Origin of the sequence: Photorhabdus sp. RM322S, from assembly GCF_042879395.1 — a bacterium.
GTDB classification, from domain to species: Bacteria; Pseudomonadota; Gammaproteobacteria; order Enterobacterales; family Enterobacteriaceae; genus Photorhabdus; species Photorhabdus khanii.
Window position 1 is genome coordinate 105,008 of the sequence record NZ_JBHFKW010000003.1, and the last position, 23,585, is coordinate 128,592.

The 23,585-nt window shown below is 41.6% G+C and carries 19 protein-coding genes; 11 read left to right on the plus strand and 8 right to left on the minus strand.

The genetic code is table 11. From position 1 onward, the window contains the following. The first annotated feature begins 68 nt into the window (after window positions 1-68). The 10 genes from dapA to ACGF63_RS02890 all read left to right on the plus strand — a co-directional run bounded on the left by dapA (window position 69) and on the right by ACGF63_RS02890 (window position 11,719). Window positions 69-968, plus strand: a complete 900-nt coding sequence (dapA, locus tag ACGF63_RS02845; protein WP_036849354.1) for a 4-hydroxy-tetrahydrodipicolinate synthase — start codon at window positions 69-71, stop codon at window positions 966-968. Window positions 969-984: 16 nt separating this feature from the next. Continuing rightward, complete coding sequence (gene bamC, locus ACGF63_RS02850) at window positions 985-2,034, plus strand: outer membrane protein assembly factor BamC (protein WP_036849356.1); 1,050 nt, start codon at window positions 985-987, stop codon at window positions 2,032-2,034. A gap of 315 nt (window positions 2,035-2,349) precedes the next feature. After that, a complete protein-coding gene (locus ACGF63_RS02855) occupies window positions 2,350-2,793 on the plus strand; it encodes a type III secretion system chaperone (protein WP_051477446.1) in 444 nt (147 codons plus the stop codon). Next, window positions 2,780-3,946 (plus strand): VopS family T3SS effector adenosine monophosphate-protein transferase, encoded by a 1,167-nt coding sequence (locus tag ACGF63_RS02860; protein ID WP_036849358.1) that lies wholly within the window; start codon window positions 2,780-2,782, stop codon window positions 3,944-3,946. Before ACGF63_RS02855 ends, ACGF63_RS02860 begins: the two co-directional genes overlap by 14 nt. 619 nt (window positions 3,947-4,565) lie before the next feature. Then, window positions 4,566-5,279: a phosphoribosylaminoimidazolesuccinocarboxamide synthase gene (gene purC, locus ACGF63_RS02865; RefSeq protein WP_387628676.1), complete on the plus strand. Its 714-nt coding sequence runs from the start codon at window positions 4,566-4,568 to the stop codon at window positions 5,277-5,279. A 591-nt stretch (window positions 5,280-5,870) separates the two neighbouring features. Next, window positions 5,871-7,586, plus strand: a complete 1,716-nt coding sequence (locus tag ACGF63_RS02870) for an ABC transporter ATP-binding protein (protein WP_387628679.1) — start codon at window positions 5,871-5,873, stop codon at window positions 7,584-7,586. Beyond that, on the plus strand, window positions 7,583-9,235 hold the full coding sequence (locus tag ACGF63_RS02875) for an ABC transporter ATP-binding protein (RefSeq protein WP_036849363.1): 1,653 nt from the start codon (window positions 7,583-7,585) through the stop codon (window positions 9,233-9,235). Before ACGF63_RS02870 ends, ACGF63_RS02875 begins: the two co-directional genes overlap by 4 nt. Before the next feature lie 241 nt (window positions 9,236-9,476). Beyond that, window positions 9,477-9,677, plus strand: coding sequence for a hypothetical protein (locus tag ACGF63_RS02880; RefSeq protein ID WP_036849600.1), 201 nt, complete (start codon window positions 9,477-9,479; stop codon window positions 9,675-9,677). After that, a complete protein-coding gene (locus tag ACGF63_RS02885) occupies window positions 9,670-10,389 on the plus strand; it encodes a nucleotidyl transferase AbiEii/AbiGii toxin family protein (RefSeq protein ID WP_051477447.1) in 720 nt (239 codons plus the stop codon). The genes ACGF63_RS02880 and ACGF63_RS02885 overlap by 8 nt, the downstream gene beginning before the upstream one ends. A 106-nt stretch (window positions 10,390-10,495) precedes the next feature. Further along, window positions 10,496-11,719 (plus strand): alpha/beta hydrolase, encoded by a 1,224-nt coding sequence (locus ACGF63_RS02890; RefSeq protein WP_036849364.1) that lies wholly within the window; start codon window positions 10,496-10,498, stop codon window positions 11,717-11,719. 2 nt (window positions 11,720-11,721) lie between these two features. On the opposite strand, the gene ACGF63_RS02895 is transcribed toward ACGF63_RS02890, so the two are convergent. From ACGF63_RS02895 to ACGF63_RS02930, 8 genes are all read right to left on the minus strand, one after another. Further along, window positions 11,722-11,949 carry a phosphopantetheine-binding protein gene (locus ACGF63_RS02895; protein ID WP_036849366.1) on the minus strand — a complete coding sequence of 76 codons (228 nt, stop codon included), beginning with the start codon at window positions 11,947-11,949 and terminating at the stop codon, window positions 11,722-11,724. A gap of 32 nt (window positions 11,950-11,981) precedes the next feature. Continuing rightward, a complete protein-coding gene (locus tag ACGF63_RS02900; protein ID WP_152961796.1) occupies window positions 11,982-13,214 on the minus strand; it encodes an ABC transporter permease in 1,233 nt (410 codons plus the stop codon). Further along, window positions 13,211-13,882, minus strand: coding sequence for an ABC transporter ATP-binding protein (locus ACGF63_RS02905; RefSeq protein ID WP_036849368.1), 672 nt, complete (start codon window positions 13,880-13,882; stop codon window positions 13,211-13,213). The genes ACGF63_RS02900 and ACGF63_RS02905 overlap by 4 nt, the downstream gene beginning before the upstream one ends. Next, window positions 13,866-15,020 carry an efflux RND transporter periplasmic adaptor subunit gene (locus ACGF63_RS02910; RefSeq protein WP_162524067.1) on the minus strand — a complete coding sequence of 385 codons (1,155 nt, stop codon included), beginning with the start codon at window positions 15,018-15,020 and terminating at the stop codon, window positions 13,866-13,868. Before ACGF63_RS02910 ends, ACGF63_RS02905 begins: the two co-directional genes overlap by 17 nt. Window positions 15,021-15,044: 24 nt before the next feature. Further along, entirely contained in the window at window positions 15,045-19,436 is a 4,392-nt protein-coding gene (locus ACGF63_RS02915) for a condensation domain-containing protein (protein ID WP_152961798.1), read from the minus strand. A 17-nt stretch (window positions 19,437-19,453) separates the two neighbouring features. Then, a complete protein-coding gene (locus ACGF63_RS02920; RefSeq protein WP_036849372.1) occupies window positions 19,454-19,948 on the minus strand; it encodes a hypothetical protein in 495 nt (164 codons plus the stop codon). Beyond that, window positions 19,945-20,955: a hypothetical protein gene (locus ACGF63_RS02925; RefSeq protein WP_036849374.1), complete on the minus strand. Its 1,011-nt coding sequence runs from the start codon at window positions 20,953-20,955 to the stop codon at window positions 19,945-19,947. The genes ACGF63_RS02920 and ACGF63_RS02925 overlap by 4 nt, the downstream gene beginning before the upstream one ends. A 591-nt stretch (window positions 20,956-21,546) precedes the next feature. Further along, complete coding sequence (locus ACGF63_RS02930; RefSeq protein ID WP_387628687.1) at window positions 21,547-22,611, minus strand: radical SAM protein; 1,065 nt, start codon at window positions 22,609-22,611, stop codon at window positions 21,547-21,549. Window positions 22,612-23,127: 516 nt separating this feature from the next. Here ACGF63_RS02930 and ACGF63_RS02935 point away from each other — a divergent pair. Then, complete coding sequence (locus ACGF63_RS02935; RefSeq protein ID WP_036849376.1) at window positions 23,128-23,580, plus strand: DUF441 domain-containing protein; 453 nt, start codon at window positions 23,128-23,130, stop codon at window positions 23,578-23,580. Window positions 23,581-23,585: the final 5 nt, after the last annotated feature.

Consider the following 23,585-nt stretch of genomic DNA (forward strand, 5'->3'; position numbering starts at 1 on the left):
TTTAAATAGTTTCCTTCTGTATGACTAGAAAGTACCATTGAACTCTTGTTTGTATAGGGGGGTATGTAATGTCTAGCGGGAGCTTTGAATTTACAGGCAGTATTGTTGCGCTGGTAACACCAATGGACGCGAATGGTCGCGTTGATAAGACTAGTTTGAAAAAATTAATTGATTACCATGTTGCCAGTGGTACATCAGCGATTGTCTCGGTAGGAACAACCGGAGAGTCTGCCACATTGAGTCACGATGAGCACGGTGATGTTGTTTTGACCACGGTGGAACTGGCTGACGGACGTATTCCGGTCATCGCCGGAACAGGTGCAAATGCGACTGCTGAGGCAATATCTCTGACGAAACGTTTTGAAAACAGTGGTGTTGTTGGTTGCCTGACGGTAACGCCTTATTATAATAAGCCATCGCAGGAAGGTTTATATCAGCATTTTAAAACGATCGCTGAAAATACTGATTTGCCACAAATTCTGTATAATGTGCCCTCCCGTACAGGATGTGATTTGCTGCCGCCAACTGTAGCTCGTTTGGCGAAGATTAAAAATATTGTCGCAATTAAAGAAGCGACAGGGAACTTAAGTCGTGTCAGCCAAATCCAAGAGTTAGTTAATGATGATAGCTTTATCTTGTTGAGTGGTGATGATGCAAGTGGGTTGGATTTTATTCAGCTTGGTGGTAAAGGGGTAATTTCTGTTACTGCAAATATTGCGGCTGCTGAGGTGGCTAAATTTTGTAAGTTGGCACTGAGTGGCCAGTTTGCGGAAGCGCGTAAACTGAATAACCGCCTGATGGATTTACACCATCAACTATTTGTTGAACCCAACCCCATTCCAGTCAAATGGGTATGTTACAAATTGGGGCTGATTGCTGATGACACGTTGCGTCTGCCGATGACGCCATTGACAGATGCAGGAAAAGTCTCAGTCGAAAAAGCCTTGAAAATGGCCGGATTACTGTAAAATTTAGGGAATTTTAATGGCAATATTGTTGCAAAAATCAAAGGTGATGAAGGCTGCTGGTATGTCACTGGTAGTGTTATTGGCAGCGTGTTCTGGTGACCAAAGTTATAAGCGCCAGGTCAATGATGATGACACGTATCTTGAAACACCTCCTCTGAAAGCGCTGAATGTTCCTGCGGGTATGATATTGCCATTACAGAATGGTGAATATGATATTCCACCAACAGCATCTAAAGGATTGGTTGGGAAAGAGCTTGATATTCGGCCACCATCGCAGGCATTGGCCCTGTTGAGTGGCTCCCGTGCTGAAAATAGTGTGAAGAGCAGCAAATTGCTGCTTGAAAACACGTCTGAAAATAGCAATCTGTGGTCGCAGATTAATCATGTTCTGCTGAAAAAAGGTTACAACGTTAGCCAGCGTGATGATGCTGGTCAGACATTGACAACCGACTGGATTGAATGGCCGCGTGCAGATGAAAACGTTCCGTATCAGATTCGCTATCGTATCAGTGTTGCACGCCAGAGTTATCAGATTGAATTATCCGTTGCCAATGAAGGTCTGAGACAAGGCGATCAACCCATAATTGATCCTATCGAAGTCCAACGTTATAACGCACTGATGCTCAATGAATTGATCGAAGGTGTGAACCAGCAGCGTGAACGGATTAGTGATAATACGGCAGCACGCAATTTGGGGCCGTTAGATGTACAGAGTGGTGGTGATACTTCTGGGTTACCTCAGATGATTGTTCGTGCGCCATATAATATCGTCTGGGATAGGTTACCGGCAGCGCTGGAAAAAGTGGGTATGAAAGTGGGTAGCCGCAGCCGTTCGACGGGTTCTATCGCTGTAACGTATAAAGGTCTTAGTGCATCGGGCTGGAAATCAATGGGGGTTAATGAACCTTCTATCAGCGAAGGTGATTACAAATTACAGGTGGGTGATTTGAATAACCGCAGTAGCTTGCAGTTTATTAGTGATAAAGGTAAGCCGTTGACTCAGTCACAAAATGATGAACTGGTTGCAGTATTGAAAGCCGCTTTCAGCCAGACGACAGGATCGTAGATGTAAAGGATGTAAATAAAGGGGCAAAATGCATTGCCCCTGAGATTGTTGACAAGGTGCTGATTTTTTAGTCAGTGCTTTGATCTCATAAAAGTCTGCACAAAAAATAAGCCTGTTTTCATGCGAAGAAGCGTTCTTCCACCGCAATTCTCCCTGAAGGGTGTCCTTTGAAGTTAAACATCATCTGATCTGTAAAACTGACTCGACGAGCAATATGGGTTGTTTATATACAAAAGACAGACTAGATCTGACAGTCATCCTATTTCTGAAAGCTTAAAATCCTGTTATCAAAATAATTGGGTTTCCTTCTCCACTATGAACGATCATCTAACTGATATATTACTGACTGAGCTGGCAGCAAAGCTGGGTATGAGTAAACTCTCCTTTGATAAAGAGGGGAATTGTTTCTTATTGGTCGATAACGCTATACCTATTATCTTGCGTCGCCAGGAGGAACATTTAGCTATTATTGGTCAGATAAATATGGAACTTCCAGACTCAGCGGATGTTGATACTCTGCGTTATTTACTCAATACAGCCCTTAATCCATTAAATAGTCAGATGCCGGGTATTGGCTGGTATCAGGAACTTGGGGTTGTTGCGTATAGAATATTAACCATACAACACCTAACGGCCAATAAGTTGGAAGATAAATTGTCTGAATTTATTACTTGGATAAATGAATTTCCAACATCACTATCACAGAAAAATACCCTACAACCATCTTATGACAGGAGAATGATTTATGGTCGAGTTTAAGAATCTTGCTGTATTACAGAATGCCCCATTGCAAATACAAGAACAGGTTCGTAATGAAGGTAAACTGCAAATTGCTGGCCGTGAATATCATATTAATGCAGATCTGCAACAGGTTTTGCGTACGCACCCAAAAAGTGATCACTTTGCCCGTTTCTTGGAAGGAATAAGTAAATTTTTCTTAAGTGGCAGTGGTGCTTCCGTAGCTAAAGAGGCGACTAAAACCCTCTTTTCTACAGAGGGGGCGCAACAACAGCGTCTCCAGAGTACAGACTCGGTCAGCCATGCCCGTATGTTGTTTAAGGATGGTAGTTTACAGACATCGGAACAAGTGCTGGAGAGATTAAAAACAGCAGATACCCATAAAATGACGGAAGCAATGTTGGCTGAACATTCTCTTTTGCTACAGCGTGCTATGTCAGAGTCACTACTGAATACAGAAACGGGTAAAAAATTACAGGAGCTAATGGGACACCAGGCAACAGCTCAACTGACCAGTAAACTGGTTGCCCCTGAGCAGTCTTTTGTCAGCTTTGAACAATTACGTAAGCAACCTTCGGCTTCTGGCGCTGTCGCTAGTCTGGAGCCAATTTTGATGATGGAAGAAAAGAATTTGCTGGCAGCTCAGCAGCATCAAGAGGCAATAAAAGGCCAAGATCTTAACCAAGGTATTTACGCGGAAACCCTTTCTGAAGATTTTTATAACCCAGGCAAGTTAACTGATGATGTTGACAAGGCGGCCGCTTGGATTCTCAAGGCATCCACTTCAGGTGGTAATGAATGGAGTAACTTCACGGCGCTACTGAAGGAATACACCCATAACGGAAAGGATTTAACGGATAGCCAAAATCTTAAGGAGCTTCATCATAGGTTGGTTCCAAACATAGAGCGTGATTATCGTGGTCCAGCAATCAGCGGGGGGAGCCTTCCTTCCAGTATAGGTGGTGCGGCGTTGCTGGCACGTCATCTGGAAACTTTGGATAAGGAAGATCCTCAGATTGGGAAACAACTCTTTGCGGCTGTCGTTGGTTTTCACGGTTTCACTGATGGCAATGGCCGGATGGGGCGCCTCCTCTATGCGCTGACAGAATTAAGAGCGGGTCAATTCACTCCTCTTTCTGTCACTACAGAAAACGCTTTGCATGGCATCCACTAAAAGTGCAGGCTAAAGTGCTGGCTTTTTAGTCAGCACTTTGAACTAACAAAATCAGTTCAAAAAATGAACTCACTTCCATGTTAAGAGACTTCCTCCACCATAATTTCTCCCTGCAAGTCTGTCCTTTGAAGAACTGGTGTCTAAACATATTTAGGGTTTGCAAGACCCATAGATAATACTTATCTTTCAGACACAGTATTTGTTGTAATGGTTGATGCACAAGGTAATGGTTATGAGAGAATTTTTGGATTCACAAAAAGCAGAATTTTATTTGTAGGTAATAATTCTGGTTATTTTAATTGGATGATAAATGATATTAGGTATAGAAGAATTCACCTCTATTTATTAATTTGAATAAATGATGGGGAGTTCTTTATTTTCGACGGGGACTACTTTTTTTGAGGAGCGTCGCCAATGGTTTAAGGAATGGCTCTTCGAAGGTAATCAACTCAGATTGAGATTGATGAGGAAGAGGTTTTTAGCCTAAAAATCAGTTCGTTTTATAGACTAACCCGATAACTATAGAAAAAATCGACCTTTTGAACAGGATTTTGTTAGCAATCTGCTTTATTATTTATCTCTGACGTTTATTCAGTAGTGATATTTTGGAGTATATAAGATGCAGAAAAAAGCTGAGTTGTATCGTGGAAAGGCAAAAACGGTGTACACCACTGATGATCCTGATTTACTGGTGTTGGAGTTCCGTAATGATACATCTGCATTGGATGGCGAACGCATTGAACAGTTTGACCGTAAGGGGATGGTGAATAATAAATTTAACCATTTCATCATGAGCAAACTGGAAGAAGCGGGTATCCCGACACAAATGGAATGTCTGTTATCAGACACCGAAGTATTGGTTAAAAATCTGGATATGGTGCCGGTTGAATGTGTTATTCGCAATCGGGCTGCGGGTTCATTGGTCAGACGCCTTGGTGTTGAGGAAGGTGTGGTATTGAACCCTCCTCTGTTCGATCTATTTCTGAAAAATGATGCCATGCATGATCCAATGGTGAATGAGTCTTATTGTGAAACGTTTGACTGGGTTAGCAAAGAACATCTGGCTGAGATGGAAAGATTAAGCTACAAGGCTAATGAAGTATTGAGCAAATTGTTTGATGATGCCGGTTTGATTTTGGTTGATTTCAAACTGGAATTTGGTTTGTTTAAAGGGCAGGTGGTTCTGGGAGATGAGTTCTCTCCTGATGGCAGCCGTTTGTGGGATAAAGAGACTTTAGACAAAATGGATAAAGATCGTTTCCGCCAAAGTCTTGGTGGCCTGATTGAAGCGTATGAAGAGGTAGCGCACCGTATCGGTGTTATTTTGGATTAATTACGCAAACGATTACCTGGGCCGAAAGGCCCTTTTACTGGCATAAATTCATTTTGGTTATAATTCTTTTATTTGTTTTTTGTGACCAAATATTATCCGATTATATGAGTAATGAATATGGATAATTCAATATAGAGTAGGCTACCGCTTTATTAGTCATAACTTGCTGAAATTATGGGCAATTCAAGGTGCGTTAATATTGAATAGGAATTCATTTATATAATCGCTATATATTTGTGGAAATCATTATAATTCGTTGGGATTATTATCAGTTTTTCCTCTATTTATGATTCATGGCTTGGAGCCAGTTATTTATTATTCACATTGGTGATATATCTTTCAATTAGGATATTAAATAACCTCACAAAGGTATTGACATTATAGAATGAGATATAAATTTTGTTTTCTTGTGATAGTGTTTATAAAGACTTCAATCAGATAGTGATAAATGCGGATATTTTGCGATAATTGCATTTTGCTAATTGTGAACAAGATCTTGCTGCTGTAATCGATCTGTTATTAATAATCCCGATGTTGTGAATAACATCCCTAATTTTACTGAGGTGCCATAACCAAAAGATGGAAAAAATCATGTCAAAGAAGTTAACTGTATGGCGGATACTGCTACATAGCGCCGTACCATTTAAGGGAACGGTTGTATGTGCTTTTCTGGCTTTAGCCGTGACATTATCCTGTGATCTGAGTGGTCCTTATATTATCAGGAATTACGTTGATAAGGCGACATCAGGTACGACTGTTGATCAACTTATCATGCTGGCAATCATTTATATTTTTATCGCGTCGATTGGTGTGATCGGTAGTTTGGTGACCAGTTACATGAGCACCAAGGCAGGTTGGGGTATTGCCGATACCATTAGATACAAGCTCTTTCATCATGTGATGACAGTTTTACCTGTATTGGAAATAGAACGAAGATCGCAGGGAGAGTTGCTGGAAAATATCGAAGGTAATGCTGACATTATCGGAAAAACGATTTCTAAAGCGGGTTTCAAAGCCATTGCTAATTTAGCGATGACACTGGGTACATTGATCATTATATTCAGCGTCATGCCCCAGGCAGGTATTGCTATGGCTATTGTCGTAGTACTGGTGGCGTATGTATTAATTCAATTAACTCGACTTTCTGTTCGTCGCTGGCTAATTGCGCGCAATGAAAAAGCTCGAATATTTGGTTTTATCGGTGATTCATTACATGCTATGGATGATTTACAGCCATTGTCACAGGCACATTGGCCTGCCACTGCATTTCGTAAGATGCTGTCGGTATTGCTCAAATTTGAACGCAGTGCTTATATTGGCGGCAGAGCGTTCTGGCCCATTACTCAGCTCTTCTTTGCTCTTTGTTTCGGTATAGGTTTTGGTTTTGGGCTTCAATTACTTGGTGAGAACAGTTTAAGCATTGGTACATTAACCATGATTTATCTCTACGTTGATAAACTTCGCGAGCCGGTGGAGGATATGTCGTCAGAGATAGAGCTGATACAGAAATTATTTGCTGCTTTATCGTTGGCGACAAAAACATTAAATGAAGGTACGTCAGGTAAATCATCAGATAATTTATTGCCTGATGGTCCTCTTTCTATCCATTTTGATCATGTTGATTTTAGTTATAACGGGGAAGAAGCACAGGTTTTGCACGGTGTTAATTTTTACGTTGCTCCGGGAAGCAAAATTGGCATTATCGGCAGAACAGGTGCGGGAAAAAGTACCATTCTTAATTTGATGTGTGGATTTGCGCGACCCGACTCAGGAAGAGTGACCATTGGAAATATTGATGTCTCAACAATTAAACCGGAAGAGTTTGCAAAAAAGGTTTCCGTGCTTAGTCAGCGTTCTCATCTGTTTTCTGCAACGCTGCGAGAAAATTTAACGCTATTCAGTGATGAAATATCTGATAAGCAAATTTGGGAGGTTCTCCAGGAATTAGATGCGCTTGAATGGGCCAGAGCATTACCTGACGGCCTTGATACGCAGGTTGGCACTAATGGTCGGATGTTGTCGGAAGGTGAAATTCAGATGATAGCGGGTGCCAGAGTGATGTTGCAGCATTGTTCTCTGGTGATTATTGATGAGGGAACATCTCAACTTGATCCCCGGACTGAAGAGAGTTGGCTGAAATTACTTGAAAAATTAAGCTGCAATCGCACCGTAGTGATGGTCGCACACCGTCTTCACACGCTTTCCGCCGTTGATGAAATCATCATTGTTGATGATGGACGGATTCAGCAGCGAATTCCAGAAGCTGAAATCGCAACATTAACGAGCAATCATGGACTCATTGTATGACTATATCCAGTGTATCAACTAAACCCAAAATGTTACCGGCCTTGATTGACCTCATGAAAAGGTTTGCACCTCTCTATTTCATCACCATGGTTGTGTGGACACTTATGCACGGTTTTCCGCTATTGGTTGGTTACTTGATCAGCCAGTTACTGGATAGAGCGATGAATGAACCGACTAACCCTGTGGTCTGGTGGTTGCTTGCCTCTGCGATTGCAACCATGGTCTTGCGATCATTGATCCTCTTTTTGGGATTAAGCCTGGACTTTACGCTGATCTTTAAAGTCAGTGCTTACCTGAAAGAACGCGTTTTGTGGGGCGTGAGCCATTGTTCCCACAATCAGAGACACACTTTTTCGCAGGGTGATCTTTTGAACCGCATTCGTGATGACAGTGATGAAGTTGCGGAATTTTTGAGCTGGACCTCTGATTTTCTCTACCGTGCCTTACTTTTAATTATCGCATTAGTTGTGCTTATCAACACCGACACAATAACCACGCTTGCTCTTATGCCGATGATTGCGGGCCTTTGGATTGGGGCGATACTTAAACGCAAAGTAGGTAATTTACAAGCGAGTAAACGTCAATCCCAGGGAGATATTGCCGGCAAGATTACTGATGTTTTAACGGGTATACGCGATTTGCGTCTTGGCAATAAAATTGAGGGGCAGATTGAGAGATTGTCGCAGAAATTTATCAGTCGCAGGGCTATTCAAGCCAGACATCAGGTATTTACTGACCTGCTTTCTGGCTTGTTCAAAAATATTGTGATACTTGGAACGTCAGCTGTTTTATTGATAGTCAGTAAACGAATCGTTGATGGCAGTTTTACCGTAGGTAACCTGGCATTATTTTTGACCTACATAGGCTGGATAAGTGAACAGATATTTTTCTTCGGCCGGGCTGTTGCCTATTACAAAAATGCGGATGTGTGTTATGGGCGAATCAAACAGCTTTTGCTAGATAAAAAAGAGACCAAAGAAGATGAGCAAGATGAAAAAGGTGAGGCGTTGCATAAGCTGAGTGTTAATCATCTTGTCTGTTCAAATACTCAGCTCCCGGTTTCGTTTGAGGCAACTGCTAATCAGATGATTGGCATTGTTGGTGATATTGGATCGGGTAAAACGACCTTTGTGCGCTACTTGATTGGCCTGGAAAAATCCAGCTCCGGCAGTGTGCTGTGGAATAACAGAGAAGTGTTGGGGAATAAAAACTGGTGGCGGAATCCACGTATCGGCTATGCCAGAAAGAAAGCGGGTTTTTTTGGTGGAACGGTAAGACAAAACTTAGTATTGGGTGATACGGATATTAACGATGATGTCATGGTGCGGGCTTTGGAGGCGGTAGGGTTGACTCCTGGATCATATGAATTGCCGGAAGGGCTTAATACTGTCATTAATTCTGGCAATGCCGGGCAATTGTCTGGTGGTCAGCGTCAGCGTTTGGCACTGGCCCGGATGCTATGCCGTCCTGCTGACGTTTATATCGTTGATAACTGTGATTCGTCATTAGATGCAGATACGGCCCGTCGTTTGTGGTCTACCTTACCTGAGCGCTGGCCCGGTTTGTGGATTGTTGTTTCACATAATGCCGATCTCCTCGCTAAAGCTGACCATATTGTGACTGTTCAACGGCAGAGGGAATTAGCATAATCCACTTGACATCCACTCCTATTTAAGTTGATGAGTGGGTGTCAATAATGAAATGGTATATATTTTTTCCATATCTGGTGAGAGGGGATTATGAGTAAGTAAGCTATTTCTACTATAAAACTTGAATCAGATCTGAGAGATCACTTCGTGGCGGCTACTGCGGTGAATATGTGAGCATTTGCAATATGGTTGAGTTGGAAGTTTACTCTGCTATATTGTAAATATGAAAAGAGAGGTTGTTATGGTAAAAATCGCTGATTATCCACAAATGAAAAATTGTGCCTGGTATCTGGCTGAGGATACTGAGCTAACTGATCGTGATGCGCTTGCATTTTACGAACGCAATTGGAAATATGTCGAAGAAGATAAGCTTGAACCTCAAGAGCGTCAGCTGATTGAACGACTCATCCATGAACAGGGGCATGGTTTTTTGAATGTCTAATTTTCGTCTTGAGCATCATAACCGTATTGCGAAAGTATTAAGTTCTTTATCACATGGATTTCTTAATGACGCAGATTGCTATTTTGCAGGCGGTACTGCAATAGTTATGATGCTTTCTGAATATAGGGAATCGGTCGATATTGATTTTTTGTGTTCTTCACGTGAAGGTTACAGTAAGCTTCGTTCAGCCCTTTATGGGACAGACTTTTCCCCACTTTTTACATCACCTGTGCCCACCATTGGAGAGATTAAAAAAGATCAATATGGTGTTAGAGGACGCATCAATGTTGATGGTGTTCCTATTAGACTTGAATTTGTTAGTGAATCCCGCCTGGATCTTTCGTTTGGCACCCGTATTCTCGGTGTGCCAACGCTGGGTAAAGTAGATTTATTGGCAGCTAAACTCTTGGCTAACGCTGATCGTGGTCTTGATAAAGCTTCGCAGAGTAAAGATCTCATCGATCTGAGCATGATGCAGTCCGAATGGGGATGCATCCCCGTTGAAGCTTGGAATAAAGCGCGCTCTGCATATGGTATTACAGTGGATAAAGCTTACGATTCTGCCATTCACATGCTGAATAATAATCAAGCTTATTTTGATAAATGCATGAAGGATTTGGTTATTTCTGCTGAAAATCAGGAGAAGATAGTTAATACCTTGAAGTTGGAATTTGTTCCTCCTGAGCTAGATAGTTATTATCACGATTATTAATCTAAGATAGCATTAATATGAAGCGGAGCTAAATGAATTCTAAGTAAATATGGTCAGGTAAAAATTGGTATAGAAAAGCAAACTGCGCTGTTATTTGAGAAAAGACATGCTTGTTAAAAACTTAATTGCCACATTGGATGGGGAAATACAGGTATTAATAACTGCGTTGTTTGACGAGCAGTGGGAAAGGGCCAGGAAATTGATGAGTGAGCCATTGCGTATGACGGCTGATGACCTGACCTTAACTGCGTTGGCAGACAGTTTGTGTCACTCAGATATTGATATTATCTCCCGGCAGGAAGATGCTTGTCATCTGCGACTAAATACCTTGAATGGAAAGTTCAACCTTTATATTGGGCTGAAAGATCAGCTAATTAGCTCGCTTATGCTGGCTCCGTGCCCGCTACCTGATGCGTATGAAAAGTCAGGTATCTTCACCGAAAAAACGCTAAGGGCGTTTGGTCTTGAAGATGTTCCAGACGGTCTGGTGTGCCTGCCATCCTCCCAAAATACTACAGCACTTGTACTATTGGTTGCGGGTTCTGGTCCGCATTCGATGGATTATGATGTTGGGCCTAATCCACTGTTTCGTATGTTGGCACATGAGTTAAGTCAACATGGTATCGCCAGTGTGCGTTTTGACAAACGCTACTATCGCGCCTGTCAGGAGAATACCGACTCTGAGGCTATCGATCTCAACACAGAGGTTATTGATGATGCCTGCAATATTTTAGCTGGTCTGATAGAACATGCTGAATTCTATCATGTGCCCGTATTCCTTGTCGGGCATAGTTTCGGCGGATATGTCAGCCCGCTCATTGCAAAGAATTTGCGGCAAAGATCAGGCAGAAATATTATGGGCATTGCGATGCTGGCTACGCCTTTTCGTAGTTTACTTCAGGTGATTTTATCCCAGTTACAAAATGTCAATTTGTCCCCGGAATGTACCATCAGCCCAGATACCAGCGGGAAAAATACCACATCCCTCGCAGATTTCCTTGCAGTGCCAGATCGCTATCTCAAGCAGCTTAAGGATTACCACGCATTTACCTGCTTAACCCGCTTGCCCGCAATGCCTCTATTCTTCGCTCAAGGCGATCAGGATTTTCAGGTTCCGCATGATATTGACTTCACAATGTGGAAAACCGCATTGAAAGGTAATAAACAGGTGGAGTTCAAGCTCTACACGGGATTAAATCATATTTTATTGCCCACGACAGGATGTGCTGGTGGCGAGGATTATCTGCAACCAGGGCAGATCTCGGCGCAGGTGATTGCAGATCTTGCTGCATGGATCAACCACCATTCATCACTAAACGACAGACTGTGACGTTAATCTTTTGCCATCAGATTGACCCAGTCATTGATTGTCGGCCACCGGACTAAATCCACAAATTTGACTGGATACCCTGCATACTTTAGCCGATCAACCAGCATCAGCATTTTTATCGAGTCGAAACCGATATCAAAAAGATTTTCATCTGCTGGTATTTCCTCCGCTTCTGGGTGAAGATCCATGATTTCCTGGTGTAGAATTTCATACAAAAGCTGATTTTTCATTGTGTCTCCAAAGTTGCATTAAACAAAACAAGCTACAATTCCCTGATCCCTTCGATCGGTGCGGATGCGGCTGCGCGATGTGATGGATAGACACCAAACACTACCGTAATGAAGCATGTCGAGAGGGAAGCCAATAAAAAGGAATAAAAAGAGAAACCAACAGCAATATCAAATAACGATAATATTCTGAAACCGATAAATGAGAATAATAATCCCAATAACGCACCCAATAATGAAATCAAAAATGCTTCGGTAAGAAACTGATAAAAAATATCGGAATAACTTGCGCCTACGGTAAGCCGTATACCAATCTCCCGTCTACGTTCTCTGACACTGATCAGAATGGTATTCATGACACTGACACCGGCAACAAAGAGTGTTACTGATGAGATTGCTAACAGGAAAAGATTAATTTGCGATTGCGTTTCATTCAGTGTTTTTAACAACTCCGTGGTACTACGTATTTCATAACTTTGTTGACGTTTAAATTGTGACAACTGTTCCTCAACGGCGTGTTTAACCGGTTCTACATGGGTGGCATCTTTGGCTTTCAACACAATGCCACTGGGTGGTGTATTGCCGAACAGCCGCACTAGATAACTATTTCTTGGTAAAAACGCAGTATCATCGACCCCGGCATCCATGCCTTCGCCTTTCTGTGCCAAGATACCAATAACCCGCATAGAGATGTCGTTGATCTTGATACTCTGCTCAGATGCCGATTCTTTTTGCGGAATTTGCAGAAATAGTCGCTCGGCCAAGGAAGCACCCAAAACAACTACATTTGCCAGGGCAGCATCTTCTTGCGGTGTATAAAAACGCCCCTGTCCAATGACCAAATTACGGATAACCGCGATATCCGCATTGGCACCGATTAATTGAGCATCGGCAGTGCCTTGTAGAGAAACTATCGTTGCTGTAGCAGTGGAAAAAAGGGTGCTGTGGCTGATATGTGGATTGCCTGAAAGTGACGTTATATCTGCTTGTGTCAGATAATCGTGATGGGAATCGAAAGCGCCGTTTTCCTGTCCTTTGTATTTTACGGAAATAATGTTACTCCCCATTGAGGAGACCATTTTGACAACATGATCCTGAGTTGCCGATCCGATTGCTTGCATGATCACAATCGAGGTTACCCCGACAGCAATACATAACAACGTCAGGAAGACCCGTGTTTTATGTGCGGCAAGGGAACGTGCTGCCATCTTGAGATTAAACAGGATAACAGTAGAATAAACGTTAAACTTTAAGGATATTTTACTCATGCCGATTGAGTCACCAAAGAACCATTATCCAGATATAGCCTGCGTTTTGCATATCCGGCGACAACGTGATCATGCGTCACCAGGATGATGCCACATCCACTATGATGTAATTCAGTAAAAAGCTGCATGAGATTGGTTGCATTGGTGGTATCCAATGCACCGGTAGGTTCATCGGCAATAATAAATTTCGGATTATTAATTAATGCGCGGGCCACAGCAACGCGTTGCTGTTCTCCCCCTGAGAGATGGCGCGGGTATTTAGCTAATAACGGATTAAGATGGAGGCGATCTATTAAGTAATTGAAGCGTTTTCTGTCATATTCGAAGTTTCTTTTTAAATAGTACATGGGCATCAGGATATTTTCATCAATGCGGTAGTTATCGAGCAGGTTATAGTTTTGAAAGATAAAACCAAAATATTTCCGCCGTAAAAGTGCTAATGAGTGAATCTTTTGCTGAGTCACCTTGAGGTCGTTAATAAGATATTCTCCTGCACTGGCGATATCTAAAAGCCCTATGAGATTCAATAAGGTACTTTTCCCTGAGCCGGAGCGCCCAAGAATGGCAACATAGTCATTCTGGCCGATTGTTAAACAAATATTTTTCAGGACAAGATGTTTTTTACTCTCATTACCGTAGGTCTTGCAGATATTATTTAGCGTTATCATTTTTACCCCCGGCATTGTCCTGCTTGGCAAGTACAACGATTTGCTCGTTGTTCTGCAATCCGCTGGTAACGACTGAGCGTACACCGTCGTTATGCCCGACAAGTAATTTTCTTACGACGATATTTCCATCTTTCATCTCACGTAAAAAGTAAGCGGTTAGATTATCATCCAAAGGTTGATGTCGCTTATTATTCAGCACGTCACTGGGGATGGTCACTACTCCGCTGCTTTCGTGCGTCACAATAGTAACATCAGCACTCATGCTGGGTTTTAGCAGGAAATTGTCATTAGGCACATCAAACAGAACGGTATAATAAACTGCATTATTAATTAAGTCTGGCTTATACATAATCTTCTTAACATTACCGTGCCATATATGCTTATTTGCCCCATAGATCCTGAAGGAAGCCTTTTGTCCCAGCGCGATTTGGTTAATATCTGCCTCGGAAACTTTTGCATAAACAGTCATATTCTTGAGATCGGCAATCTGCATGAGAACCGGTGTTTGTTGATTAACATTCAGGGTTTGCCCTGGATCAACATGGATTGCGGTCACTACGCCGGCAATAGGTGAATAGATTTGGGCATAACTGAGGCTGACTTCTTCATTATGCAAAATATGTTCATTTTGCCTGATATCCGCTTTGAGGCTTTCAATTCTTGCCTGACTTTTCTTTACGCCAAAAGTGGCTTCATCCAGCAATTGCTGGCTGGTTGCAGAGCGTAGGTTAAGTTGTCTCTGGCGTTTTTCTGTGATGGACAGAAGTTCATAGGTATATTGTTCTTCCTTCAACATGGCACATAATTTTTCCAGCCGTGCACGGCTTGCTTCAACTTTAGTGCGATAAAAAGTGTCATCAATACTGGCAACCAGCTTACCTGCTTCGACTACATCTCCGACCTCAACATGCAATTGGATTAACTGGCCTGAGATTTGGCTACCCACATTAACCTGGCTGGTCGGTTGTATAACACCGGCAGCGCCTACCATCGTGATAACATTACCCAGTGTTCCGGTGATGATTTGTTCTGTCATCACCACAGGCGTTTCTTGCCGATTGAATTTGTTATAAATCACGGCAAGAAAAACGATCATGACAGTAATGATAACTACCCATTTCTTTTTTTTAACCAGCACAGTCAGCATCCATCTTAGTCGTTGTTATAATTCCGTATTGTCAGGCGTTAAGTTATGCTCAACGCCCATGCAATCCAATAAATCAAGCAAAAACAGCCCCATGTCGCTGATGATATTTTCAGAGAAAATATCATCGTCGTAGAGCCATTCCAGGCCTATCCCAGTTGATGAATTGACCAGTTCGAGCGCAATATCCCCTTTAGGCTTGAGCCCCTTGATTTTCTCTTTTGTGCAATGGGTTTCACCAAGATACAAATCGGTGGAGAATCCTATTTGAGAAGAGAAGTAATAAGTAACTTCTGGCAACTGCATACCGTGGTGATGGTGAAGGTGTTGTTTCAGATACGCCAGCGAGATATTTGAATGGGCATTTGCATCCATCAGGAAATCACGGACATACTTGGATACGTTAATTAATGAGGTTTCCGCAGTAACATAGGGCAGTAGTAACGTTGTAGCAAAGCTGCCGACACCCTCGAATGGCACAGGCGGAACACGGTTGGCACAAGGGATACCCAGAATCAGCTCGTCTTTATTATTGAGTAATGATCTGATAGTCATCAGAAATGCCCCAATCACGATATGTTCCAGAGTCACCATGTGTTTCTTTTGCACGCAGGACAGTATGACAATTAATTGAGGAGGCAACGGCATCGAGTAACGTCGGCCACGAACCCGAAGATTAGCCCCTGATGTAATATCTTGCTGTCCGGCAACAGAAAGTACGTTGAGCAATTTTTCTGTCCAAAAATTTAATGTTTCGTCCGACATGCGCTGATTAATTACGGTAACGCTTGTTTCCGTCGTTGCTGCAATTTTCACTGCATTATCCGTATAAGCTGAAGATAATTGTTGCAATACATGAGCAATCGACATCCCATCACAAAATGCATGATGGAAATTTAACAAAAGGGAATGCTCATGCTCTGCTATTTTCAGCAACTTAAAATATACCGGTGGATTGTCCTGCAATGACATCGGTTTGAATGCCATCTCATTTAAGATCTTGCGCAATGAAATCTCAATATTGATGCCAGTAGCATGAGTCAGATCGATATATTCGAAGGGTAGGTTTTCTTCGGTTGCCGGTGAGAGGGTTACAGAGAGTTGCCCATCCGTCATGGTGACTCTTTGGCAGAGAGCAGGGAAATATTGCATGGTATACAGTAAAGCAGAGCGTAATTTCTTTAAATCGATATCACCGGCCAGATGATAATATAACGGGATATTATGGGCACCTGAATGATTAGAAATAGTATCAATTATCCAATAATATTGGTCGTGTTGTTCTGTCAGGCAGGTGCTATTTTTGTGGGTTAGAACCGGCATTTGCCCCTGTTGAATGACAGATTGCAATAAATAACCCAATCTGGGGGATTGGTAGAAATCTTCCAGGCGGATAGAACAATCAAAGTATTGCTGGATCTTATTAATGAGTAATAATGCTTTAAGCGAAGTACCGCCTGCGTCAAAGAAATTCGTATCTTCATCAATAACTCTATCGCTATCGCCAAAGACTTCGCGCCACAATGTAAAAAATATTTCGCGTTTTTCTCCTTTAAGCCGCGAAACATTATCTTCTTTATTCAACTCTGTTACGGGGACGGAATAATTGGATAATGCTGATTCGACAATAAAAGGCACCTGTAATTTTGGATAACATCCACGCAGGAATGAGACGATTTCGTGACGTGCAATTGAATATGAGCTATTAGGGATAAATATATTGATATACTGATACCCGGTTTCATTCTCTTTTATCGTTAAATGAATTTCATCAATATTCATTGCCGCTGTGAGTATTTTTTGCATTTCGGCCAGATCGACACGTTTTCCATCAATTTTGTGCTTTTTGTCCAGTCGGCCAATGAAATTTAAATTTCCCTGGGCATCGTAAAACCCGCGGTCTCCCGTTAAATAATAGATTCTTCCATCGTTCAGCGGTAAGAATTTACGCGAGGTTGACTGATTGTCGTTAATATATCCGGCACAGATAGAATCCCCACGAATACATATTTCCCCACTGCTGCCGATAATGATATTATCAGTTCCATATTCCCGAATGACGATAGAACTATTTGCTAGTGCTTTACCAATAATATTACCGGGTTGAAACTCATCATCTATTTTGTGACAGCTTGCCACAACACAACATTCTGTTGGGCCATAAGAATTAATCAGAGAAATTCCGCATCCTACTTTTTCCAACCAATGGTGGATGGCTTTATCCATTGCCAGATCGCCACCGATAATTGTTATTCTGATGGTCGGTGACAATTCTTTAATGGCCGCGTGCAGGAAAAAGACAATTTGATGCCAATAATTCGTAGGAAAGTTAACGACGGTTACCGATTGTGCATGGCAAAATGCAAACAGTGAATCAAGCTCAACGATCATCTGATCACTGGCAATTGCCAGTGTAGCTCCCCGATAAAAACAGCCAAATACCTCCTCAATATAGGCATCAAAAACCGGGGTACTGAAATTAAGAATAACGTCATCTTGTTGAATATCATATCGATCTGTCATAGCGGCTAAATAAGCATAAAGCCCCTTGAAAGTTATCGGTACCGCTTTCGGTATTCCGGTGGTGCCTGATGTAAAAAAGATATAGGCTTCGTCCTCTTTGGTCGCGGGGCATTTTATGTCATTTTCCAGAGATATTCCGGAGGGGAGAGTGTTCATATCTTCAATAAAGAAAATATGCGTATTATTAATATCATTCACTTTCTTATGATGGTGACGAGAAGTTATTAATAAAGAGATATCCAGCCCACGCAATATATTGCTAATTTCTTCTCGTCCGAATGTCATGTTGATTGGAATAAAGCATAATCCTGCCGTATGGATTGCTAATATAGACAATAAGGATTCCATTCCTCTGGGCAATAACACTGCTATCCTTCGGTTTTTTAGTGGGCAGGATAATAGCCGTTGGCTGAGAGCTAATAATTTACTGTAAAGTTCATGGTAATTAAGGCAATATGCGGAGTTTATTGTGGTTTGATTCCCGCAAATTACTGCCTTTTTATCCGGCGATACTGTGGCGATTTGCGCGATTCGGGTAATTATATTCTCTCTGATGGGGTAATTAACGACAATATTCTCTGGAGTTCCGCCAGATATCATATTGTCCATTAGTTCAATGATTTTATATTTTTCCCAATATGTTTCGACAGTTTCATTGATATTTTCTGCAATGGCGTTATAAATACGTAAATAATCATCAATCAAAGCATCGGCGGTAAAGGTATTGTACAAGCGGCTTCCTGCATCCAATTCAACTAATGCTGATTTTCCGTCAGAAGAAAACCGGATATTAACGCCATAATCATTTACTGCGCCAGAAGTCATACAGCCGCGAATAGCACGGTTATTTTTCATAAGATCATGTTCAATTTCATGCAGTAAATTGACATAAGGAATAGCGGTTAATTGATCTGCCCGATTTATCGCGCCATCATTCAAATCACTGATATCAATACGGCTATGCCTGCTATGTAGACTCATTTGCGACTGTATTTCCGTGAGGATCTGTTTTATCGTTGTTTCTGGCGATAAAGAAACCATCAGAGGTAAGGTGTTCATCGCCGGGCGATAATAACGGTATTCTGCTTTGTCACGTCGGTTAGAGAAAGGTAAATTAATGATACTTGTTGATAAACGGCCTCGTTTAGTCATTTGCAGGCATAAGGCCAGTATCATCATTAATTTATCATTAAAGGTAAAACCCTCTTTGTTTGCGGTGAGTGGTCGGCTCACTTTAATTGCTTTCGAGGGAAACAGGCGTTTTCCGGCATAATCCTCTAATTTGGGAAGTTGGTTGAGGTAATTAGCCCAATAGTTTTTGTCGTTGGCATAATGCGCGCTTGCTTTATATTTAATATCGTTGAGATAGGACTGGTAGGTAAAAACAGGCTCTGATGTTGGGTGGAATAATTGTTGTTCATAGCAGGACAAAACATCGTGAATTAACTGACCTATTCCCCAATAATCTGTAGCGACATGGTGAGCGATAATTCCCCAAAAGTAGCATCCAACATCATTAAAATAAAGATAATGCCTGATCGTCACACCATTTTCAGGAGCCAGTGGTTCAGTTATTCTTTGGTCGAAATCGGCTTTTGTAGCTTGTTCCACTGCCGGATCTAACAGTTTTATTGATATAACTTCGATCGGCGTGGAACACTTCCCCTGAAAAATATTTTGCTCAGAAATACGATAACGTAAGGAAAAACCATCATTGAAGCGATGAATGGTCATAATGGCCTGTTCCAATCTTTCCAGGCAAATATTGTCATTGAAGCTGACGAATTCGCCGACATTAAAGACAGACTTATCGTCAGCAACAGTATTAGCAATGGCTAACCGGAGCTGTGTATAGTTCAACGGCCAATAATTGTCGCTATATTCCATTATTTTGCTGCTCCCCGTTATATTTTATCTCGTAATTCGCCCTTTATTTTTTCGAAAACAGATTCATCTATGCATAATCCAATATTTCCTTCTGCACTAAAGCATATTAAAGGGCGTTTACTTACTCGTAGAATGAAATATTTGTTTCGTTTCTTTTGGTAATATCCCGACGAATAATGGATGATATGTATACCATTACTGCGATGAAAATCTTCCAGGGAAACGCCTTCTTCCCGGTGCAATGAGGAAATAGCCCATTCATGTGAATATACTCCAGACTTCATCAATAATTTCCCTTCCTTGATCACCGCTTTATTTGACAACAGTTGATAGCCTATAAATAAGGCAATGACCACGAAGAGAGTCGTCGTAATACTTGCCGCCAGTTTATTTGGGTTACTGCTATTAAGCCAGTATGGTACAGGCAGAAAAACCAGTGCGATCAGGACGAACATGGCGACGTTCATTAATATGACTTTGAAGTCTGGATTCAATCCCACGATATTGCTCATGCGGCTGCCATTCCTAAAGATAATTCGGTAAAAAGATGAATCACTTCTTTACGCTCTTCGCGTGTCGCCGGCAGATTGATATAACCACATTTTTGCGCGGCAAACAGGCAAGCGGTGATTTCCCTGCGGATAGCTTCTGTGACCAGGGTGTCCACCATCTTTTGGTTGTTATAGAGCCTGGCAAGATGAAGCGAAGCCGTGCCGGTTGAAAGGTCACTGTGATCGATTTTGGGTAAATAATTTGCCATACATACAGTGACGGCGACTTGCACTGCCAGGCTCAAATAGGCTGCTACATTTACTGCTGCCGCTGCATTCACTGCCGCGACGACTCTGGTGCCGACAGCCACATTAACCGCAGCAACTACGTTTGCCCCTACGACAAGACGGGCAATTTCGATACTGGTATCGTCTTCACTGTTCAAAGGTTCCAGAATTTCCTTCAACCTGATAAGGGGAGGGCTGTTTGTATCTTGAAGTTGGTAGGATTCGATATGTTCTTTAAAATGTGCAACAAGGCTGGCGTCTTGATTGAGATGATGGTTGATCCGGCTCCTCAGGCTTGAACTTCTTTCGTTTAAACCATAGGCCTTTAGTCGGGAAAATAATTCTTCATAGTCATTGGTTTTTACTGCATTCATCAAATCCTTATCATAAGTGATGAATAACAGTAATTCCTCTGCTGAACCGGGGCTAACGATATTTTTGTCTATGCCAAATTCAGCCAGGACTTTCTCCGGTGATTCCCTGTATTCTAATGCTAAGTTGGGCTGTTGTTTTATGGTTTCCCAAAATCGGTTATAGGTGATGATCTCTTCCCAAACTTCAACCGGGAGTTTCGCGTTTGACATTGACAGCCTTAACTTATTTTCTTCAACCTCTCCTGGAGAGAGCAATGAACGAGGTACGCCAAAGAGGCGATTGCTATCAGCACTGGCATTAACGGTTGGGATGACACTGCCAATAGCTGCTCCGGCTGCTACGCCAATAAATGTACGTCTTTTCATGATTCGTTCCTTTCTAAGTTGACGGAATTCTTTTTCTACTGGGTGCTATATAAGATGAGGTCTAACCTTTTCTTATTAAATTTATTCTCTGCTGAAATAATTTCATATAATAATTATCTGACTAATATTTCTTACCAACGATATTTATCGTAAGTGTATATTGTGATTGCTGTAACAATATTTTGATATTATTCCTAATGCTCAGTGTAATGTTCAGTGGTGAAGCATAGAATAATTGTCCTCGGCGCTATTAAAGGGTGGACGATACTAACTATTAGCTGGATGGTTCAATTTTGCAATATGTTAGTTGATTAAATTTGTATTTTGAGTGTTTAGACTAAATATATCTTATTACAAAATCTGCTTATTTAGAGTCTGCTCACAAAACAGCAGGTGAAAATATTCCTAAAGGAGAATAAAGTATTTCTTTTCCTTGATTACCACCTTATTCAATAAAAATTTGATAGCCGGTAAATACTGATCATGGTGATATTGATGAGTATGACGTTCAGGCCTGGATTCAATTCTGTCGTATTATACGGCTAACGGCTGCTCCCACCGTTATGCTAATAAATGTATGTCGCTGCATTATTACTCCTCAGTTAAGTTAATGGCGTTTTTTTCTGCTGAATAGCAGATCAAATCCAGCCTTTCTTTGGCATTAAATTTCTTCATCACCGGAATAATTTCCCTATGATAGTTGTCTAACAAATTCTGGCGTATTCCTTCGTCTTTATGCAGATGGGCACAGGCTTGGCAGGGATGAACGATTTTTTCCAGATTAATGTTGCTATCATGTGGGCGATATTTTTTTAGAATTTTGTACGGCCCTTCTGTTCGCAACCATACTTTCATAAAGTCTTCTTCTTGTCCTTTGAAAAGCTGGGATAAATCGCCTCCCTGCAACCGGCCCAGTTTCATCTCAGGGATATGCTCTAATGTCAGCCCACAGCAGGCGGAGATTTCACCGTGTGGTGTCAGTACGATATTTTCAAAGACCTGATCGCACCCTTTTGTCAGCTGCTCATCCCGGTTTGGAACGTCTTTTCGTTCTTCACTGGTGTCATAGAACGGCATCCATGTGTTGCGTTGTAAGTTAACTTTGTTTTGTTCTTTGAGGCGCTTGATGATCGGATTCTGTGTGATTTGTGTCGCAATGGCAGAATCAGCGGTATCTTGTTCCACGGTAATCAGTGTCGTAATATTTTGCCCGGCTAATGCTTCTGCCGCTGCAACTACGCTGTCGATAGGTATCCATTCACTGTGATCTTTCCCTGTGCTGATATTTATTTCAGTGATACCGGCATCGGTTAAATCTTGGGCGATTTTTTGTGCCTTTTCTCTGTTTTTTCCCCAGTAGCCGTTAGTCACACAGCGAGTTAATAAGCCGTGATCTGAAGCGAAACGAATGGCTTCAATCAGATCTTTACCTAACAGGAAACACTCTCCACCACTGAAGACGACTAACTTTAGCCCCGGGAAATTGGCCTTTGAGTGTGTAATAAATTGCTTAATTTCATCCAGGCTCAGACGCGCTTTCACCGAGGGATTACATTCAAAACAACATTCTTTGCAGGCAGCATTGCAAGTATATGTTGTGATCACGGTGGCAGTATTCGGATATTGTTCCCAATATCCGGTAGGAAAGCATGACATAATTTACACCCTGTTGGATTAAAGGTCAGATGATATTTACTATTATCAGTATTAATTTATTTTGCAATGAATTGGTTAATTGAATTTGTATTTTTGAGTGTTTGGACTAAATATGAGTTGTTAAAAAAACATTTATTTAGAGCTTGCTCACAAAATAGGGGGGTGTTTCTAACGGAGGTAAAGTAAAAATGAGTGACTATCGTTGAAGTATTATATGCTATTTAAGCTGAGAAATTTCTTATAGAAAATCATTTTGGTTATTTTAGTCTCACAAGGTGATTTTATTGATGGCATGCAAGACTATTTCTACAATTTTTTGGCAATAATAGTCCTTTAATCACTAAATTAATTAAAAATATCCATTTATTGAGAGTGTTTATTTTATAAAGAAAAAATATTCCCATTATAAACTTGTTAATTGTCTGAATTAGTAGGAAAATATCGGTTATTTCTGTGACATAAGGAAAAATTGCCCTGGCCTGATGGGATATAGGCTGCTATAGGGTATTGAAGTCTATGAGCCATCTTGATCCGACTTTACTTGTGCTGCTGGTGTTGGCGGCATTGGGTATCATCAGCCACAACATGACCGTCACTCTTGCAATGTTGCTCTTGCTGGTTATCCGTATAACACCGCTAAATCAATTCTTCCCCTGGGTGGAAAAATATGGGTTGACTATCGGTATACTTATTTTGACCGTGGGCGTAATGGCTCCCATCGCCAGCGGGAAAATTACGGTACAAGCGGTTCTTCATTCATTTTTGAATTGGAAATCGTTACTGGCAATAGTAATAGGTGTATTAGTCTCTTGGCTGGGCAGCCGCGGAGTTTCGTTAATGTCTAACCAGCCGTCCACTGTTGCGGGTTTACTGGTGGGAACCGTACTGGGTGTTGCCTTGTTTAAAGGGGTTCCGGTGGGGCCGCTGATTGCTGCCGGGATTTTGTCATTACTGATTGGTAAATCGTAGTCGCT

Bases quoted from the DNA above. Each gene is read 5' to 3' on its own strand.
- purC (WP_387628676.1), top strand. From the start codon at position 4,566: ATGCAGAAAAAAGCTGAGTTGTATCGTGGAAAGGCAAAAACGGTGTAC.
- ACGF63_RS02880 (WP_036849600.1), top strand. From the start codon at position 9,477: ATGGTAAAAATCGCTGATTATCCACAAATGAAAAATTGTGCCTGGTAT.
- ACGF63_RS02930 (WP_387628687.1), bottom strand. From the start codon at position 22,611: ATGTCATGCTTTCCTACCGGATATTGGGAACAATATCCGAATACTGCC.
- ACGF63_RS02875 (WP_036849363.1), top strand. From the start codon at position 7,583: ATGACTATATCCAGTGTATCAACTAAACCCAAAATGTTACCGGCCTTG.
- ACGF63_RS02920 (WP_036849372.1), bottom strand. From the start codon at position 19,948: ATGAGCAATATCGTGGGATTGAATCCAGACTTCAAAGTCATATTAATG.
- ACGF63_RS02895 (WP_036849366.1), bottom strand. From the start codon at position 11,949: ATGAAAAATCAGCTTTTGTATGAAATTCTACACCAGGAAATCATGGAT.
- ACGF63_RS02905 (WP_036849368.1), bottom strand. From the start codon at position 13,882: ATGATAACGCTAAATAATATCTGCAAGACCTACGGTAATGAGAGTAAA.
- bamC (WP_036849356.1), top strand. From the start codon at position 985: ATGGCAATATTGTTGCAAAAATCAAAGGTGATGAAGGCTGCTGGTATG.
- ACGF63_RS02885 (WP_051477447.1), top strand. From the start codon at position 9,670: ATGTCTAATTTTCGTCTTGAGCATCATAACCGTATTGCGAAAGTATTA.
- ACGF63_RS02925 (WP_036849374.1), bottom strand. From the start codon at position 20,955: ATGAAAAGACGTACATTTATTGGCGTAGCAGCCGGAGCAGCTATTGGC.
- ACGF63_RS02860 (WP_036849358.1), top strand. From the start codon at position 2,780: ATGGTCGAGTTTAAGAATCTTGCTGTATTACAGAATGCCCCATTGCAA.
- ACGF63_RS02915 (WP_152961798.1), bottom strand. From the start codon at position 19,436: ATGGAATATAGCGACAATTATTGGCCGTTGAACTATACACAGCTCCGG.
- ACGF63_RS02855 (WP_051477446.1), top strand. From the start codon at position 2,350: ATGAACGATCATCTAACTGATATATTACTGACTGAGCTGGCAGCAAAG.
- ACGF63_RS02870 (WP_387628679.1), top strand. From the start codon at position 5,871: ATGTCAAAGAAGTTAACTGTATGGCGGATACTGCTACATAGCGCCGTA.
- ACGF63_RS02900 (WP_152961796.1), bottom strand. From the start codon at position 13,214: ATGAGTAAAATATCCTTAAAGTTTAACGTTTATTCTACTGTTATCCTG.
- dapA (WP_036849354.1), top strand. From the start codon at position 69: ATGTCTAGCGGGAGCTTTGAATTTACAGGCAGTATTGTTGCGCTGGTA.
- ACGF63_RS02935 (WP_036849376.1), top strand. From the start codon at position 23,128: ATGAGCCATCTTGATCCGACTTTACTTGTGCTGCTGGTGTTGGCGGCA.
- ACGF63_RS02890 (WP_036849364.1), top strand. From the start codon at position 10,496: ATGCTTGTTAAAAACTTAATTGCCACATTGGATGGGGAAATACAGGTA.